This is a genomic window from Halonotius sp. F2-221B (assembly GCF_046719765.1).
Taxonomy (GTDB): Archaea; Halobacteriota; Halobacteria; order Halobacteriales; family Haloferacaceae; genus Halonotius.
The window spans coordinates 1-15,888 of record NZ_JABEBY010000024.1 but is presented as its reverse complement, the minus strand read 5'-3'; the positions used below and the strand labels follow the sequence as shown (position 1 = coordinate 15,888).

The window sequence follows — 15,888 nt, the reverse complement described above, 5'->3', positions numbered from 1 at the left end:
CCACTAACAGCGGAAGTAGTGGGGTGGAGAATATATAAAAGAGTGATAACAGCGGAAACAGCGGAACCAATTGTTTTATATATTTCGTATGAGTTGATATTATTATGGGCGACTTCTCGTTCGTGCCGAACAACTCCATCTTCAAGAATCGAGAGGCACTCCTTGAGGAGTGGACACCGGATGATCTCGTTGGTCGCGATGAAGAACTCAGCCAGTACCACGCTGCTCTCCAACCAGTTATCAACAAGGAAACGCCTTCGAACATCTTTCTCTACGGAAAAAGTGGAGTTGGAAAGACGGCAGCTACGCGGTACCTTCTCCGTACCCTTCAAGCCGACGCTACAAACGTACCAGAACTTGCGCTTACGATGATTGAGGTCAACTGCGATGGGCTAAATACATCCTACCAAGTGGCCGTAAAACTCGTCAACGAACTCCGAGATCCCGGACGACAGATTTCAAACACAGGATATCCTCAGGCAAGTGTCTATGAGTTTCTCTTCGATGAACTCGATGCCTGTGGCGGAACAGTGCTCATTGTCCTCGATGAAGTTGATCACATTGAGGACGATTCACTACTCTACAAACTGCCGCGCGCTCGTTCGAACGGAGATATCACCGATGCAAAACTTGGCGTAATCGGTATCTCGAATGATCTTGATTTCCGGAACCAACTGTCATCGAAGGTTCGGTCATCGCTCTGTGAAAAAGAGGTCTCGTTCAGTGCTTACAATGCCGATGAGCTCCGGCTCGTACTTGAACAACGCGAACGTGTCGCGTTTCAGGAGGACGTTCTCGAAGGCGGGGTCATCTCAATGTGTGCGGCTTACGGTGCCAAGGACTCCGGTGATGCACGGAAGGCATTGGATCTACTGTTGGAGGCCGGTGATGTCGCAAGGGAGAACGGATCAGATACAGTGACTGAAGCACATGTCGAAGACGCTCGTGAACGCGTCCAGACAGACCAAGTGGTGGAAGGTATACAGAACTATTCTGAGCACGGAAAGCTCGTATTGTACGCACTAATGCTACTCCATGAACGCGGTGAGACGCCAGCACGGACACGGGAGGTCGTGGATACATATCGAGATGTGGCCCATTCAGAAGGAGTGAATCCCGTTTCGGAGCGATCGGTACGTGACTACATCGGTGAATTAGCGCAGCTGGGGATCGCCAGTTCGGCTGAGCACAATCGAGGGAAAAGCGGTGGAAAGTACAAGGAACATCGGTTGGAGCAGTCTGTTTCTGCGATCCGAAGTGGATTGTCGACGTTGTTGGACACAGATTAGGTTTATTACTTCGTTGGTTTTGTGATTTAAGATCAGTACCTAGTGTGGCCTAACAGCGGAAGTGGTGGGGTGAGGGTGTGGCTGTTCGTCTGGGTGGAGAAAATATTGGGAGCTGAATACTGATCTCGAAGCTACGGTTGAGGTACTTAATTCGATTGATCGGCTTGATGGAGTGGTCGGGCTGGTGGATTAGTTCGCGACACACCCGGGGGTGTGGGTTAGTGATTAACTACATTAAGACCGAAATGACAGGTCTCTAATTTGGAGCTATACAGATTAGGACTCTCTAAGCAAAAACGCATGACGTGAGTTGATTAGGAGACCTAACACCGGCTGATAATAAGAATAAGAAGAAGAGGAACAATATACTTCATTGCCTGTGGAGACGGATGCTTCAAGCAAAACCCAAACAGAGCCATGACACTTTCCGCCAGGAGTAGAACCACCCAGAGGGGTCGCCGTTCAGACGCTGGAGTATCACTATCCCATCCACCCGGAAAGTGCTAATAACAGATGTCGCCAGTTTATGTTGTTGAGTTCCGCCTACCGAACTGCTTCCAATCAACCGTTGTTCCAGTTGAGTCAGGAGCTCCATTCACCAGCCGCTGACAATCTGGCCGACCGATCGACCGCCTCGGATGCAATCTCTAACGGTTGAGTTAGTGAATCACAATTGTGCCTACATGTATCACGCGGGTCACGGCGAATGCCACGGGGCTTGATCCTGAAGGGAGTCAGCAAGCAAGTCCAACTGGGTGAGTGGCTGTACCACTCAATACACTCTGTTGGTGGTTGCTTGGATGGTGCTGTAGCCTGCAACCTCAACGGCCTCCGGGTTAACCTCCGAGGTATCCGCCTTGATTGCTGATGAACTCCTGTTTGATAGAGCCAATCGCGATATCTGGAATCTCCAAGAACGCTGGACAGCCCGGACTCGCGAATCCTGTTTCTCGATTCTCGACTGGTGGCGTTTGGTGTGTCTGTCTGATAGCTTGGAACGAGAGAGCATAAACTGGGCCGACATAACAGAATAGGTATCTTATTAAATTCCTGTTAAGATGTTCCAACACACCAACCAGCAGGCGTCGCCAAGGCTGGTATTCTCCCTGGCGCCGAACGCAACGCCGAAACCCTGCCAGCGGTACCCTTGGCTATCGCTGCTCGCAGTTGTTTTTAGTCCCTGTCTGTTTGTTCTTTTGAGTATTGGTTGTTACACCTCCTTCTTATCCTTATTATCAGCCGGTATTTGGGTCTCCTAATCAACTCCCATCTGTTGATTTGAACCACAGTGCCCCTCATCGCTATGAGTGGTAACTGAAAGCCATTCATCTACCCTTTAATTTAGGATGTCTAACAAATATAAGTGGATGCCTCAACTGTCTCGGGAATGCCAAGTGTTCTGACACCTGTCGGAACCGCGGAGCGAACGGGTGGGATTCAAGTGGACACATCAACAGCGAGGTACAGCTGACGGCCACTGGATTTCTCACGAGACACGCATTAGTATACGTATACTTATACAAACTTCCCAGGGTCGCTAACGGTTCACAACCGAACTACAATTGACCGGGAACCGAGGGTCGGGCAGCGACGAAGCCGAAATCTGATAGATGGACTCTTTCGCGTTCACGTTGAAAAAGAAGACCACCTTTTCACCCCAGTCCCAGCCAGTACTCGACACACTCAATCAGGAGGATACAGCCACCGGCAGTCGGGGACTGTTGATGCACTCTCCTCAAGGGAGTGGTCATAGACCATGTTGTACCCTTGTTTGAATGCTGCCGTCGGATCTGACAGCGGTGTGGTGCCCTCGTGAGCGTAATACCACGTCGAAAACAGCGACACAGCGTCCTCAAGTGCAACGGTCTGTCCGTGAGCGTGGGTCAGATACTGGTTGATGAACGCTGCCGCGGCCTGTTGCTCTTCGGTGGCTGCTTCCTGATGCTCCCAGGTGGGTGTTGGTCGGTGTTCGACAAATCCCTCAGTATTGACGAGTATCGTCGTGTCTCTGAGCCCACTGGCCACATGCGGAAGCCACACCGGTGTTCGGATCGCGTATACCTCTTCTGGCTGTATGGGTTGCGTTTCGGAAGCGTCGGCGGTGGGCGTCTTGTCAGCATCTTCGATAGAGGTCTGGTATTTCGGAGGGAGTTCATCCAGCAGTGCGGTCGAAAGCGCGGCGTCCGATAGTGGTTGTGACGGTAAGTTAGATAGGGGGAACGACACACATATTTCGTCGTCGTGTATACAGTATACCGTTCCATCCGGGAAGACATACCACTCTTCGGGCCCGGCGCTAGGCGGGTGGACAGCTTGGTGTGTCTCGTTGGATATCGGCTTGGAGCTTCGATACAACCGAACACCGCCGTCGGCAGTGCGGTAATCATAGGGCTCTTGCAGCCACGTACTAACCTGACTGGCAGTGTCGGAGTTCTCGGTAACGATGGTGAGTGCGTCGATCTCAGGGGTTCGGTGCGTTACTGCGGCAGCGGCCACGACACTCGTTGGCGTCAGCGACTCATCGCCGACAAGCACAGACGACGTGGTTCCATCCGGCGTGGTCGCTTTGAATCTCAGTTCGGGCGGCCCAGTACTGATCGACTCTAGATCGTCGCCGCGCTCAAGCAGCCGGATGGCCGTCGTCTGGACGAACGGGTCGGGTGACTGGTCGGTCGAATCAGTGGCTGTAGCTGTGCTGTCGGCGGCTGTCCCACAGAGCTCTCGACTTTGAGCGACAGCCGGTGATTCTGTACCCCATTTTGTTGTAGGCGGCGGTAAGGTAGCTGCAATGGTGTTTGTATTCTCGCTGTGGGTGCGTAGCTCACGAAAGCTTTCGTGGGTCTCGACAAACGGTTCGAGGCGACCAGGAGCGTGACGCCACGCTGATTGGGGATAAAACACTGCCGGCAGACCACAGAATCTGGGCAACTGCTCGGAGTTGATCGTGAGCCACGGATCGATATTCAACTTCTGGTAGGTATTCTGCAGTGGTTCGTCATCCCTGTTGACCGTTGTGCTGTTGAGATACTCCTGTGGTTTTCGTGCGAGTGTGATCGCCAATTCGGCCGCGGCGGCAGCCCCTTCGTCGGACGGCAACTCATACCGTGGCGTGGCTGTGTGACCGCCAGTAGCCGGTGAGGTATACTCACAACCATACTGCGTGGGGAGTTCAAAGGTCGTTGTCAACGGTTTCCCACCGAAGGGTGCAGCCAGCGATGGCCAATCGGCCGCCATCTGATACTGAGTGAACTCTTCGCGGGTCCAATAGCGCGCTGTCGGTGCATAATCGATCCACCACACCGAGACTTCAAGACCACTCCCGAGAATCTTGCGAACGCTGACTTTCAGGATCGATGGCTCCGCTCGGGTCAAGTTTTCCACGATGAATCGTCGCAGCGGAGATGCCCCCGACTCGACGCTGCCCCCGTCCCACGATGCCAAATCCTCACGTGTGGTGAGCAGTCGATGTGTCGGGGCTGGTGTGGTTCCAAGTGGTGCGAGATCAACCGTGGTGAGAACGACGCTGACAGATGGTGGGAGCTCTCGCGCTGCATCGTGGCCAAACGGCCGCAGATACTCTTCTCGGTCGCCGCCACTCTCGGGGGGTTCGACAGTGACATACTGTGACAGCTGCTGGCGTCCAGGGACGGTATACCATTCGACAGCAGTGCATGACTGCTCGAAGAGGACATCGTGACACAGCCGTGCAAGTGGCCGACACAACGGCTTGTCGAGGATCAACTCTGTGTTGTCGGCGATTGTTTTCTCTTTGTCTCCAAACCGCGTCAGTTGGATGGCTTTGAAGCTTCCTGGGTATGACATCGTGGTCACTCGGGGGCTGAGAAGTCCTCACTCTGCGGGATATCTATCTCGGCAGCGATCTCGTCGACGACATCTTTGTTTTTCGGGTAGCAGAAGGCGTACTCATCGAAATATGGATTTCTATTATCGGTACCACCCTTCTTCGCGTCTCTCAGATATTCGGGCAACGTTCGGCCGATAACGCTGTTTTTGGGTGGCTCGATCGGCAGCCACTGCTCGCAGTAGTCGCGGAACTGCTCTTGGAAGCCGCTGTAGGGCAACTTTTCACCCTCGGCTTCGACCACGAACTCATCCAAGAAGTTCTCCATAGCAACTTGGAGTTTGTCGATCGTGCCAGTCTCGACCTCGTATTGGGAGTACCACGATGGCCTGTGGCTGTATTCTTTCAGCTCCTCAGTACCTGCTTCTGTCTCTGTGTCTCTATACATGACGGTGATATTTTGGCCGTAGTGATAATCTGCTGGATGGTGTGGGCGTGTGATCTTTGTCCAGTTCGATCGGAACGCTGAATCGTTGGTGTACTCTTCGATTAGCTCACCGTCTTCATCCTCAATACGGTGGGTGTTGCTGACCTCGCGGTGATAATACTCATACGCACCGTCCGCCAGCGACTCATTCGGTTCGAACAGGAACTCTGTCTCACCGATCTGAAGTCGCTTTGTGCCAGTGGCATCACACTCCCAGATCGCTGTTGTCGTCTGTGACGCGCCTTCGGCGACGGGCGTTCGACCGTCCGAACTGGTGATCGGCTCTTTGCCGTTGTACAGCCAGACGCCAAAATCGGTCTGATCGCGATACGGCGTAAACAGCGGTTTGCAGCCCTTTTTCGCCTTACTCTTGGATTCGTAGACGAAGACTGCGTGCTGATTGCATGCGTAGGCTCGTTCAGCGTTTCTGATTGGCCCAGCCGGTTTAGATATGTTGTGACATTCGGCCTCGACGGGGACGATCTCACTGGCGACGCTCTTGTTCAGGCTGATGATCAGCCCGTCGTCAGTCAGGAGCCACAGATCCGGCAGCGAATCTGCATTTTGATCGGCGATTATGATGCTGTCTCCCTGTTCAGCAAACCAGCGTCTGATAAGTTTGCCAAAGCTTTGATGGCCAACGCTACCTTCGTTGGCCATCTTGGCGGGGCTCTCTGGGGCATTGATCGTTCCGATGCCCTTGGACTGTTTGAGATCTTTTATCTCACGGACGACGTTGCGTGTGTCGAATTCTGGGGCAGCACGCTCACGGAGAAGCTTCCATGGGTTATATTCCATCCGCAGTGGCACGCATTTTGCAAACAGGTTGAGCTGTGCTGGATCGATCTCAAACCAGCTGTATTTGTCGTGCTGTTTGTATTTTTTCACATTGTGGCTGGCATTGCCACTCAGGAGTCCGACGTGTTCTGTTTTACCAATGACTAGTTTTTGCAGTTCGTCGGCTTCATTTTTGATATGATAGCGCGTGCGGTATTGGTTTTGTGTGACAAAATTGTACTCTACCGTTGCGTCTATAGTGCCATCGACGCGCTCGTCAAATTCTGTCTCGAGTACTTCCTCGGTATCGAGTTGATGATTCGAGGTCAGGTTGAGATACTTGTATTCATTAGCGAGATCAACTGGTGTTCCCTTCTCGGCGAGTTCGGCAAATCCGCCATCGCCAGCGTAGGTATACTGCGGATCATAAGGGGCCAACCGGATCGATCCCTCGTAGTTGTTCGTGCCACCGCTGCCGCCGACGATGAACTGATAGATGTATGGCTCGTGATTTTCCTTTAGCGATTTGAGAATCTTTTCGAGTGGATTCCGATCCAGTTTCGACTCGTGTCCGATCTGGTTGTCCTCGTGCAGCAGCAGGCGTGAGGTCGAGACGTGAGATATGCCAACCGGATCGAGATTCAGCGTTCCTGTTTCAATCCCCAAACGATCAGTATGCGACTTCGCTGCGTCGATAACGTCAGTCTGTACGCTCTGATGTACTCCCTCGATAAACGATGAGATCTCTGTTTGCCCAACTGAGCGACCATCAATACCACGCGGCACTGGATCTATGACGATAGCGAATCCTATCGGCGAGGGATACATCAGGATCTCTATTTCGGCGACATTGCTATCCGGCTGCACCTCCTTGATAATCTGTACAAGCGCGCCATCAATTGTATCACGGAAATCTACCTCACCGATTTGTTCCGGTGGTACAATCAGTCTGACTACATTGGTTCGCCGCCGACCCGGCACTCCAGCACCGAAGACTGTCGTAATATTCTGACTGTATGTGGGCGGGATCCCCAGCGTATCTGTCAGGTCTTTCTCCTCTGTGTCATTTTGTGGAGTCTTATCAGATACCGGTGTATTGTCCGTCGACATCGTCAGTGGTTCTCCTCAGCCAATTTGAATCTGTGCGCACCTGCGAGTAAGTTTGATACACTCGCTATGAGATTTTGGGATGGCATATCACACCGCCATCGGGCGTCCGTTATTTTGAGCATACTCCACACGCTCCTACGGCGGGTATGGATGTGGGAGTAACTGAAATTCGTCAATTGCAATCCCTGAACTGACTCTCGAATTTGAGAAAAATATATATACTACCTCGAATAAGCGATGAAGCTATTTGGATAGTTATATTTTTATTTGACTATTGGTGATTGGTTAATGTGGTCTCTGCACAAGACTCTCGTGATCGTCTACTGGAGAAAGCTCCAGTCCTCGCTGCGCGACTCAATGATCATAATGTAAGTCTGCTTAAAGATCCAGACGAATATACCCTCGCCCATGAGATGTTGATCCAATATTCAAATGGTACAACGACATTTACTCAGTCGGAGCTGCAGCGCTGTGTGGATTGGAGTGTTACCCCCGAAACTCTTCAAGAACGGCTTGAAACGCTTGAAACAGTCGGGTTCATTATCATTTCTCGCGATGGGAGAGAACACACGTACACAATCAAGGAACCACTTGAGTTATGGCTTGATGATTCACCAATCACAGATCTACCAGTAGTTGCATCTTCCGAGGTGGTCACGCCGGTACGGTCTACTGCTGAAAATTCACACTCGAATCCGGGTGTTTCAGTTGGACCATTTAGGTTGCTGAGCCAACCCCAGAGCGATTGACGGCATATCAGAAGAAGTGGGCGACGAGATCCGTATTGTCTATGATTGCCGGGCTTTTGTTGCTAAATTTCGATTCGACTCCTTGGCTTTGGCTTGCGGTGATTTTGTTCGTCATTGGACTCGTTTACGGGTCAATGACTGCAGCTACGTTCACTGCCAGACAGCTTCAAGATCTTCGTTCAAGACACTCGATGTCTAAGTTGTAGTCCCAATCGTTCTATGAAAACCCGTGTTATCTCATACTGTCGAGTCCCGCCGTGACCTCTCCCACAGCCGGTAGGCTGTCAGAACATGTCTGTGGTGCGGTTGCGGGCTGGCCAACATCAGCAGAGATCGCCTTGTTCCCCTCCTACCAAGTCAGCCCTTCATAGACGATCCCGTCGCGCCGATCGATAGCATGCCGACCGTCGATAACGACCGGTGTCGCCATGGTGTCGAACTCGTCGTCGAGGTCGGCGATCTCCGGCCAGTCGGTGACGACGAGTGCGGCCGACGCGTCATCGAGTGCAGCCTCTGGTGAGTCGGCGTACTCGATATCAGGGAACCGCTCGCGCATGTTCTCCGTTGCGACCGGATCGTAGGCGACGACGTTCGCGCCACGCTCGTTCAGCCCCTCGATCACCGGAATTGCTCGGGAGTTCCGGATATCGTCGGTGCCGGGCTTGAACGAGAGTCCGAGGACGGCAACGCGCTTGCCGGCGACATCGACATGACTGTCGAGCAGCGAGAGGAGACGATCCGGCTGTCGGTCGTTGATCTCGGTTGCAGCGTCAAGCATACTCGGTTCGTACCCCTGCTGGCGGGCTGCAAACTTTATTGCAGCAGTATCTTTTGGAAAACAACTCCCGCCCCAGCCGAGCCCACTCCGGAGAAATCGGTCGCTAATGCGATCGTCGAGGCCGATTGCGTCGGCGACTTCGTAGGCGTCGACGCCGTACTCCTTACAGATGTTCCCGATGTCGTTGATGAGGCTGACCTTCGCTGCGAGAAAGCCGTTGTTGGCGTATTTGATCATTTCGGCTTCCTCGATGCCGGTCTCGACGACCGGCGCGCTGGTTTCCTCGATGAGCGGCTCGAAGACGGCATGTAGGGTTTCGCGTGGCGTGTCGCTCTCGGTTCCGAAGACGACCTTATCCGGGTTGAGGAAGTCCTCGACAGCTGTTCCCTCTCGGAGGAACTCTGGGTTCATTGCGACGTGGAGGTCGTCGCCAAGTGTTTTACCCGAGGCGGCTTCGAGGATCGGAGCAAGCGTTTCGTTCGTTGTCGTCGGAATGACCGTGCTTTTTGTGACGACAACGTGGTCGTCGATTTTCTCCTGTAGCGTTTCGCCGAGCGTTTCGGCGGCGGCTTCGATGATCGAAGTGTCGATGCTGCCGTCCTCACGGGATGGCGTCGGCAGTGCGAGGAATGTGATCTCAGTGTCGAGTACGTCGTCGTAGGCCGTTGTTGCGGTGAGCGTGTCGCCGCCATGGGTGGCAATTAAGTCGTCGAGTCCCGGTTCGTGGATCGGCGACTCGCCGCTGTTGATCGCCGAAACAATCTCCTCATCGATATCGACGTTGACGACTTCGTGGCCTAAGTCGGCGAAACACGCGGCGATTGTCGTGCCGACGTAGCCGCTGCCGATAATACTGATTCGCATTAGCGGAGACCTGTACGCCGGCCGTAGTCAACCTTTGGTTCACGTAACTCTGCCGACGCCCGCGTGCTATCGTGCTCGTTGTGTATTATCGGTGATGAAAAGGGATATACAGATGCACGGTGTCTGATAGGACACAATGAAAGCAGTCGTGCTGGCGGCTGGCGAAGGAACGCGTCTTCGGCCGCTGACCGAAGACAAACCGAAGGGAATGGTCGAAGTCAACGGCCAACCCATCCTAACGCACTGTTTCGACCAACTTGTCGAGTTGGGTGCCGACGAACTCGTTGTCGTTGTCGGCTATCTCAAAGAGCGGATCATCGACCACTACGGCGACGAGTATGAGGGCGTGCCGATCACCTACACCCACCAGCGTGAACAGAACGGGCTGGCCCACGCGTTGCTTTCCGTTGAGGAACACATCGACGACGACTTCATGCTCATGCTCGGCGACAACATTTTCAATGCGAATCTTGAGGACGTTGTTCGTCGCCAGCGCGAGGATCGAGCCGATGCGGCGTTCCTCGTCGAGGAAGTACCGTGGGAGGAGGCAAGCCGGTACGGCGTTTGTGACACCAACAAGTACGGTGAGATCACCGATGTCATCGAGAAACCCGATGACCCGCCGTCGAACCTTGTGATGACCGGATTCTACACCTTCACGCCGGAAATCTTCCACGCCTGCCATCTTGTCCAGCCGTCGAACCGCGGCGAATACGAGATCAGCGAGGCTATCGATCTATTGATTCGAAGTGGTCGTACCATTGATGCTATCGAGCTCGAAGGCTGGCGGATCGACGTTGGCTATCCGGAAGATCGAGATAAGGCTGAAGAGCGACTGCAAGCAGCAGACTCCGATCAATCCGTTTCCGCGGACGATTAATCAGGAGCTGACGACTAGCGGTTCGTACCACTCGCGGTTCTGTTCGTACCAGTCGATGAACTCCCCAACCCCCTCACGAATATCACGGCTCGGCTCGTAACCGATCAAATCGTTGGCTTTCGAGATATCTGCGTGGGTGTGTTCGGCATCACCATCGCGGGCCTCGGTATAGTTAATGTCGAGTGTTGGATCTATCTCGTCGCGGACAACCTCCGCGAGCGTGGTAATGTCGATGTTGTCCGTCGAGCCGATGTTCATCGTTTCACCGTCGGCGCTATCATCTGTGAGTAGGCTGTGGTTGGCATCGACGATATCGGCGATATAGGTGAAATCACGTGTCTGGGTGCCGTCGCCGTAGATTTCTGGAGTTTCGCCGCGCATACATCGGGAGACGAAGTTACTGATCGCCATGTTCGGCCGCATACGCGGGCCATAGACGGTGAAATAGCGGAGGGAGACCGTTGGAAGCCCGTAGACCTCGTTGTAGACCCGCATGTAGTGTTCGACGGCGAGTTTTGAGGCACCGTATGGTGAGACAGGCTCGTTCGGGTGGGCCTCGTCGTACGGCAGATACTCGGGTTTGCCGTAGACCGATGACGACGAGGCGTTGACGACACGTGTTACGTCATGTTTGCGGGCGGCTTCGAGGATCGTTTGGGAGCCATTGATGTTGTACTCGGTGACTTTGCTTGGGTTCTCAACGCTCGCCCGAACGCCGGCTTGAGCGGCTTGGTGATAGATGATGTCGATGTCTTCGGTGATCTCGTCGACGAGTTCTTCGTCCGTGGTTGAGCCCTTGATGAACTCGTAGCTGCCGTCGGTTTCGGTCGCTCGTTGTCGGGCAACGTCGATGTTGTGCTCTTTTAGTCCGAGATCGTAAAACGGTTCCAGGATGTCGAGTGTGGTGACATCGTGGCCCGCGTCGACGAAGGAGTCTGCGAGGTGGCCGCCGATGAAGCCGGCTCCGCCGGTGACAAGGATATTCATAGTTTAATGTGTGAGAGAGCAGGAATAGTCGTTACCATCTCCCACCCATCGTTCTCATCCCACCTTGGTGCTGATCTCTTGAATTACTCGACGGTCACGCTTTTCGCGAGATTTCGTGGCTTATCGATCGGTCGACCCAGTTCATCGGCGAGATGATACGAAAACAGCTGGAGTTGGACATTGGCGAGAACTGGCGCCGCTCGTTCGCTCGTCTCCGGGATCATGAGCGTCTCGTCGGCGATCTCGTCGGCTGCGGACTCCCCATCGGTGACGGCGATGACGGGCGCGCCACGGGCCTGGACTTCCTTGATGTTGCCAAGCGTCTTCTGGGCGCGCTCGTCGTCACCGATGACGACCGCGAACACCGGCGTATCAGGTGTGACAAGCGCGAGCGGTCCGTGTTTCAACTCACCCGCTGGGAACCCCTCGGCGTGTTCGTAGCTGATCTCCTTGCATTTGAGCGCGCCTTCCAGGGCGACCGCGACGTTCGTCCCACGACCGATGAAAAAGTAGGCGTCGCTATCGGCGTAGTCGTCGACGAGTGACTCTGCGGCGGAGCTATCGAGAATTGACTGGACATCGTCCGGAAGCCCCCGAAGCGACTCAATCAGCGGTCGGAGGTCACGCTGCCCATCAACAAGTTCCTCGGCCAATAGGTTACAGCCAACGAGCTGCGATGAGAACGTCTTCGTCGCAGCGACGCCGATTTCCGGGCCAGCCCGGATGTAAACTGCGTGGTCACACTCTCGGGCGGCCGTCGAGTTGACGGTATTTGTGAGTGCAAGCGTGGTGACACCGCGGCTCTGGGCATCCCGCAATGCGGCGAGGGTGTCGGCGGTTTCGCCGCTTTGTGTGATCCCGACCACGAGCGTCCCAAGAGAGAGTGGCGGCGGCGACAGCGCGTACTCGCTGGCGAGATACGCTTCTGCGGGAACCCCCGTCTCCCGGAGGATCGAAGCACCGTAGAGGGCTGCGTGGTAGGAGGTTCCGCAGGCGACGAACTGTACCGCGTCCGGTTGGGGGATCTCGTCGACCTCTTCTAAGCTGATGGTTCCTTCAAGCGCGTCAGCACGGCCGGAGAAACACTGCCGGAGCGCGGTCGGCTGTTCGTGGATCTCCTTCAGCATGTAGTGGTCGTAGCCGCTTTTGCCGGTTTCCTCGGCGGTATACGAGACCGTTTCGATGCTGACCTCGACTGGTTCGCGGTCGTCATCGAAGACGGTGTAGCCGTCGGCGTCGGCGCGTACCCGCTGGCCATCTTCGAGATAGATCACGTCCCGCGTGTGTTCGACGAACGCCGGCACGTCGCTGGCGAGATACGTACAGGTGTCGCCGACGCCGACGACAAGCGGTGAGCCCTGTCGGGCGGCGTAGATCGTCTCTTCGCCGTCGATAATGGCGGCGATGGCATAACTCCCATCAAGACGGTCGACCGTCTCGTGAAAGGCGGTTTCGGCGTCGACGCCGTCAGCCAGTCGTTGAGCGATCAGATGGGGAACGACCTCGGTATCAGTGTCACTGCTGAACGTGACGCCCTGAGCTTCGAGTTCGCTTTTGAGTTCGGCGTAGTTTTCGATAATGCCGTTGTGAACAACGGCGACTCGGCCGTTTTCGTCGGTATGCGGATGGGCGTTGCGGTCGGTCGGCGGGCCATGGGTCGACCAGCGCGTGTGGCCGATCCCGTAGGTACCGGTCGGCTCGTTTGCGTTGACGACTTCAGTGAGCGCGTCGAGCTCGCCGGATTTACGCAGCACTTGGAGCTTCGGGCCGAGTGCGATACCTGTTGAATCGTAGCCCCGGTATTCGAGACTTCGGAGGCCATCCATCAGCACGTCAACAGTATCGTCGCTACGACCGATCGACCCGACGATCCCACACATCAGCGCACCACCTCGCTACCGCCGTCGATGCGGCCGCGGGCAACAACGCCGTCGCCGATGGTTGCATCCGGGCCGACAAGCGTCCCGGGTTCGAGCGTCGCGCCGCCGCCGATGTTGACTCGGTCGGCAAGTACGCCGCTGAGATCGATGTCGCTGTACACCGCTCCGTCGAGTACGACTTCGGTTGGGTTTCCGGCGGCCGTGAGTCCAGCACCGATATCACACCCCTGTCCGACAACGAGATCAGTTGCGGTCGTATTGGGGCCGATGGTGGTGTCGGTATCGACGACGACATCGTGGAGCACTGCACCCGCACCGACGGTGGAACTCGATCCGATAGCCGCATATGGGCCGACGACCGCGCCGGCTTCGATCACAGCGTCGCTGTCGACGACGACCGGGCCGACGAGCGTTGCATCAGGATGGATGTGGGCTGTGTCAGCGACATAGCATCCGTCGCTGTCGGCTGCGGGTTCAACCCAGCCACGACCGAGGAGTTCGCGGGACAGCGACAGGAGATCCCACGGATGGGTCGCGTCCATCCAGAAATGGTCGGTTCGGACGCCGGCAACGGTGTGGTTCTCGTCATCGATCAGTGCTTGTAGAGCGTCCGTGATTGGGAGTTCGCCTCTCTCAATCGACAGTGTTTCGATTGCCTCGAAGATCTGCTGGGTGAACGCATAGACCCCCGCATTGAACAGTCTGAACTCCCCACTGGCTGGCTGTTCGATCAAATTCGTTATTTTGTTGCCGTCGAGGGTGACCGCGCCGTAGTCGACCGCTTCTGGGCCTTCGACGACCGCCATCGTCGCCGTGTCCACGTGGGCGTCACCCACGGCCTCGACGATCCGGTGGTCGATAATCTGGTCGCCGTTGACGAGCAGAAACGACTTGTCTGGACCGTCCCGCGCCTGCAGCACGGCATGCCCACTCCCGAGTTGGTTATCCTGTGTGTGGTACGTGATCGGTATCTCGCGGTAGGTCGATCCGAAATGAGATCTGACGCGGTTCGCCTGATAGCCGACGACAAGGTGGATGTCGTCGACACCGGCGTCGATCAGGGCGTTGAGTACGTGTTCAAGGATCGGGCGTGTTCCGGCTGGGAGCATCGGCTTCGGTCGGTTGGCCGTCAAAGGGCGAAGCCGAATACCCTCGCCAGCAGCCAGTACGACCGCCGAGGAAGGCCGTGTGGGTGTCGTAGACGAAGACGCTGACATGCAGCAATATTTGTCTGTTTGGACTTAACATTTGCTTCGACGGCCGCTCATACGAAGCAGGTTGTTGGTCGGATAGAGCCGCCGCTATGAAAGCGTAGCGGGCAAGGGTGACACGATTGCGTCATCGAGTATGTTATGATTCGAAGTGTTTCGTTCGGGGGCTGCTGCCGCTAACTGCTCCAGCAGGTTCGCTGGCATGGTTGCCTCTACTACCCGCACTGCCGCAGTGAATCAGTGATCAACTACGGCAGTTATCGATTATTTCACCGATACCGCTGTAAGGATTGTGGACGTACATTCAACGACAAGACCAGCACGATCTTTGCCCACGCGAAGATCGGCCTCGGGACGCTCCTGTTTGCATTCTACTCATTGCTCAGGTTCAATACGAGCATTCGTCAGTTAGACGCTGAAACCGACGTTTCATACCGTTCACTTCGACAGCGCGTCGAGCATTCGCACGCCGCTGACGCGCCGTTCATCGACACACCACGTGATGACAGACACCACTACAGCAAGCGATTTGGCATCGAATCGAGCTACCGATTGGCCAAGCAGAGCCTCGCTATGACTAGTCCTCGTGACGCTGGGTTGCGGCTGCTGCTTTTTGTTGTAAGTCTCGTCCTCCAGAACAGGTGGCAATATCTTCACTGGAAGTACGTGGCGGCGCCGCGACGCGGCGGCCGCCACCTCTGGGAGTGGTCGTTCATTGAGTTTTGCGAGATGGTACTCCGCGCAGCGTGGACAGTGCTTGGGGTTCGTCGATCTGTACCAACGAATCAAGCACTGGACGAGCGGTTCTTCCGATAGCTATCGCCAGAGTGTGCGACCGTAGTGAGTGGTAACACTGCCGCGTCGGCGGCAGATCGCCGCCGACAGCGACAGCCGAGACCGGAAGACCCTGTTCCCGGCACCTCGGCACTCAGAGAAGTACCGAAACCACCGGTTCAGCATTCGCTACCGGAGACAGACAACTTCTCAATGTGATCGACTGAGTGTAGGTTCAGATGTGGTCTGACTAGTTCCTCGGCTCAACTGGATACAGCTGCTGTAGCTTGATACGAGCGT

General features: G+C 55.2%; 9 protein-coding genes and 1 pseudogene. 4 read left to right on the top strand and 6 right to left on the bottom strand.

Translation table 11 applies throughout. From position 1 onward, the window contains the following. The first annotated feature begins 104 nt into the window (after positions 1-104). Positions 105-1,289: an orc1/cdc6 family replication initiation protein gene (locus HKK80_RS14140; RefSeq protein ID WP_411800233.1), complete on the top strand. Its 1,185-nt coding sequence runs from the start codon at positions 105-107 to the stop codon at positions 1,287-1,289. 1,683 nt (positions 1,290-2,972) lie between these two features. Here HKK80_RS14140 and HKK80_RS14135 read toward each other — a convergent pair. Further along, on the bottom strand, positions 2,973-5,111 hold the full coding sequence (locus tag HKK80_RS14135; protein ID WP_411800232.1) for a hypothetical protein: 2,139 nt from the start codon (positions 5,109-5,111) through the stop codon (positions 2,973-2,975). A 5-nt stretch (positions 5,112-5,116) separates the two neighbouring features. Beyond that, on the bottom strand, positions 5,117-7,465 hold the full coding sequence (locus tag HKK80_RS14130) for a hypothetical protein (protein WP_411800231.1): 2,349 nt from the start codon (positions 7,463-7,465) through the stop codon (positions 5,117-5,119). Between the two features lie 290 nt (positions 7,466-7,755). Between HKK80_RS14130 and HKK80_RS14125 the strand changes: the two genes are divergently transcribed. After that, positions 7,756-8,214, top strand: a complete 459-nt coding sequence (locus tag HKK80_RS14125; protein WP_411800230.1) for a hypothetical protein — start codon at positions 7,756-7,758, stop codon at positions 8,212-8,214. Positions 8,215-8,563: 349 nt separating this feature from the next. On the opposite strand, the gene aglM is transcribed toward HKK80_RS14125, so the two are convergent. Beyond that, the gene (gene aglM / locus HKK80_RS14120) at positions 8,564-9,856 is read right to left on the bottom strand and encodes a UDP-glucose 6-dehydrogenase AglM (protein WP_411800229.1); all 1,293 of its coding nucleotides are present in this window, start codon (positions 9,854-9,856) and stop codon (positions 8,564-8,566) included. Between the two features lie 136 nt (positions 9,857-9,992). Here aglM and aglF point away from each other — a divergent pair, with 136 nt between their 5' ends. Then, positions 9,993-10,736, top strand: a complete 744-nt coding sequence (aglF, locus tag HKK80_RS14115) for a UTP--glucose-1-phosphate uridylyltransferase AglF (protein WP_411800228.1) — start codon at positions 9,993-9,995, stop codon at positions 10,734-10,736. On the opposite strand, the gene HKK80_RS14110 is transcribed toward aglF, so the two are convergent. The 3 genes from HKK80_RS14110 to HKK80_RS14100 form a co-directional block, all read right to left on the bottom strand. Then, positions 10,737-11,723, bottom strand: a complete 987-nt coding sequence (locus HKK80_RS14110) for a GDP-mannose 4,6-dehydratase (protein WP_411800227.1) — start codon at positions 11,721-11,723, stop codon at positions 10,737-10,739. It lies immediately after the preceding gene. Positions 11,724-11,806: 83 nt separating this feature from the next. Continuing rightward, on the bottom strand, positions 11,807-13,603 hold the full coding sequence (gene glmS, locus HKK80_RS14105; protein ID WP_411800226.1) for a glutamine--fructose-6-phosphate transaminase (isomerizing): 1,797 nt from the start codon (positions 13,601-13,603) through the stop codon (positions 11,807-11,809). Continuing rightward, positions 13,603-14,820, bottom strand: a complete 1,218-nt coding sequence (locus HKK80_RS14100; protein ID WP_411800225.1) for a sugar phosphate nucleotidyltransferase — start codon at positions 14,818-14,820, stop codon at positions 13,603-13,605. The genes glmS and HKK80_RS14100 overlap by 1 nt, the downstream gene beginning before the upstream one ends. 453 nt (positions 14,821-15,273) lie before the next feature. Between HKK80_RS14100 and HKK80_RS14095 the strand changes: the two are divergent. Then, a pseudogene (locus HKK80_RS14095) lies at positions 15,274-15,630 on the top strand (ISH3 family transposase); the annotation flags it as partial. Positions 15,631-15,888: the final 258 nt, after the last annotated feature.

Excerpts from the sequence above, each read along its gene's own strand:
- HKK80_RS14135 (WP_411800232.1), bottom strand. The coding sequence starts at position 5,111 with ATGTCATACCCAGGAAGCTTCAAAGCCATCCAACTGACGCGGTTTGGA.
- aglM (WP_411800229.1), bottom strand. The coding sequence starts at position 9,856 with ATGCGAATCAGTATTATCGGCAGCGGCTACGTCGGCACGACAATCGCC.
- aglF (WP_411800228.1), top strand. The coding sequence starts at position 9,993 with ATGAAAGCAGTCGTGCTGGCGGCTGGCGAAGGAACGCGTCTTCGGCCG.
- HKK80_RS14140 (WP_411800233.1), top strand. The coding sequence starts at position 105 with ATGGGCGACTTCTCGTTCGTGCCGAACAACTCCATCTTCAAGAATCGA.
- HKK80_RS14110 (WP_411800227.1), bottom strand. The coding sequence starts at position 11,723 with ATGAATATCCTTGTCACCGGCGGAGCCGGCTTCATCGGCGGCCACCTC.
- glmS (WP_411800226.1), bottom strand. The coding sequence starts at position 13,603 with ATGTGTGGGATCGTCGGGTCGATCGGTCGTAGCGACGATACTGTTGAC.
- HKK80_RS14100 (WP_411800225.1), bottom strand. The coding sequence starts at position 14,820 with ATGTCAGCGTCTTCGTCTACGACACCCACACGGCCTTCCTCGGCGGTC.
- HKK80_RS14130 (WP_411800231.1), bottom strand. The coding sequence starts at position 7,465 with ATGTCGACGGACAATACACCGGTATCTGATAAGACTCCACAAAATGAC.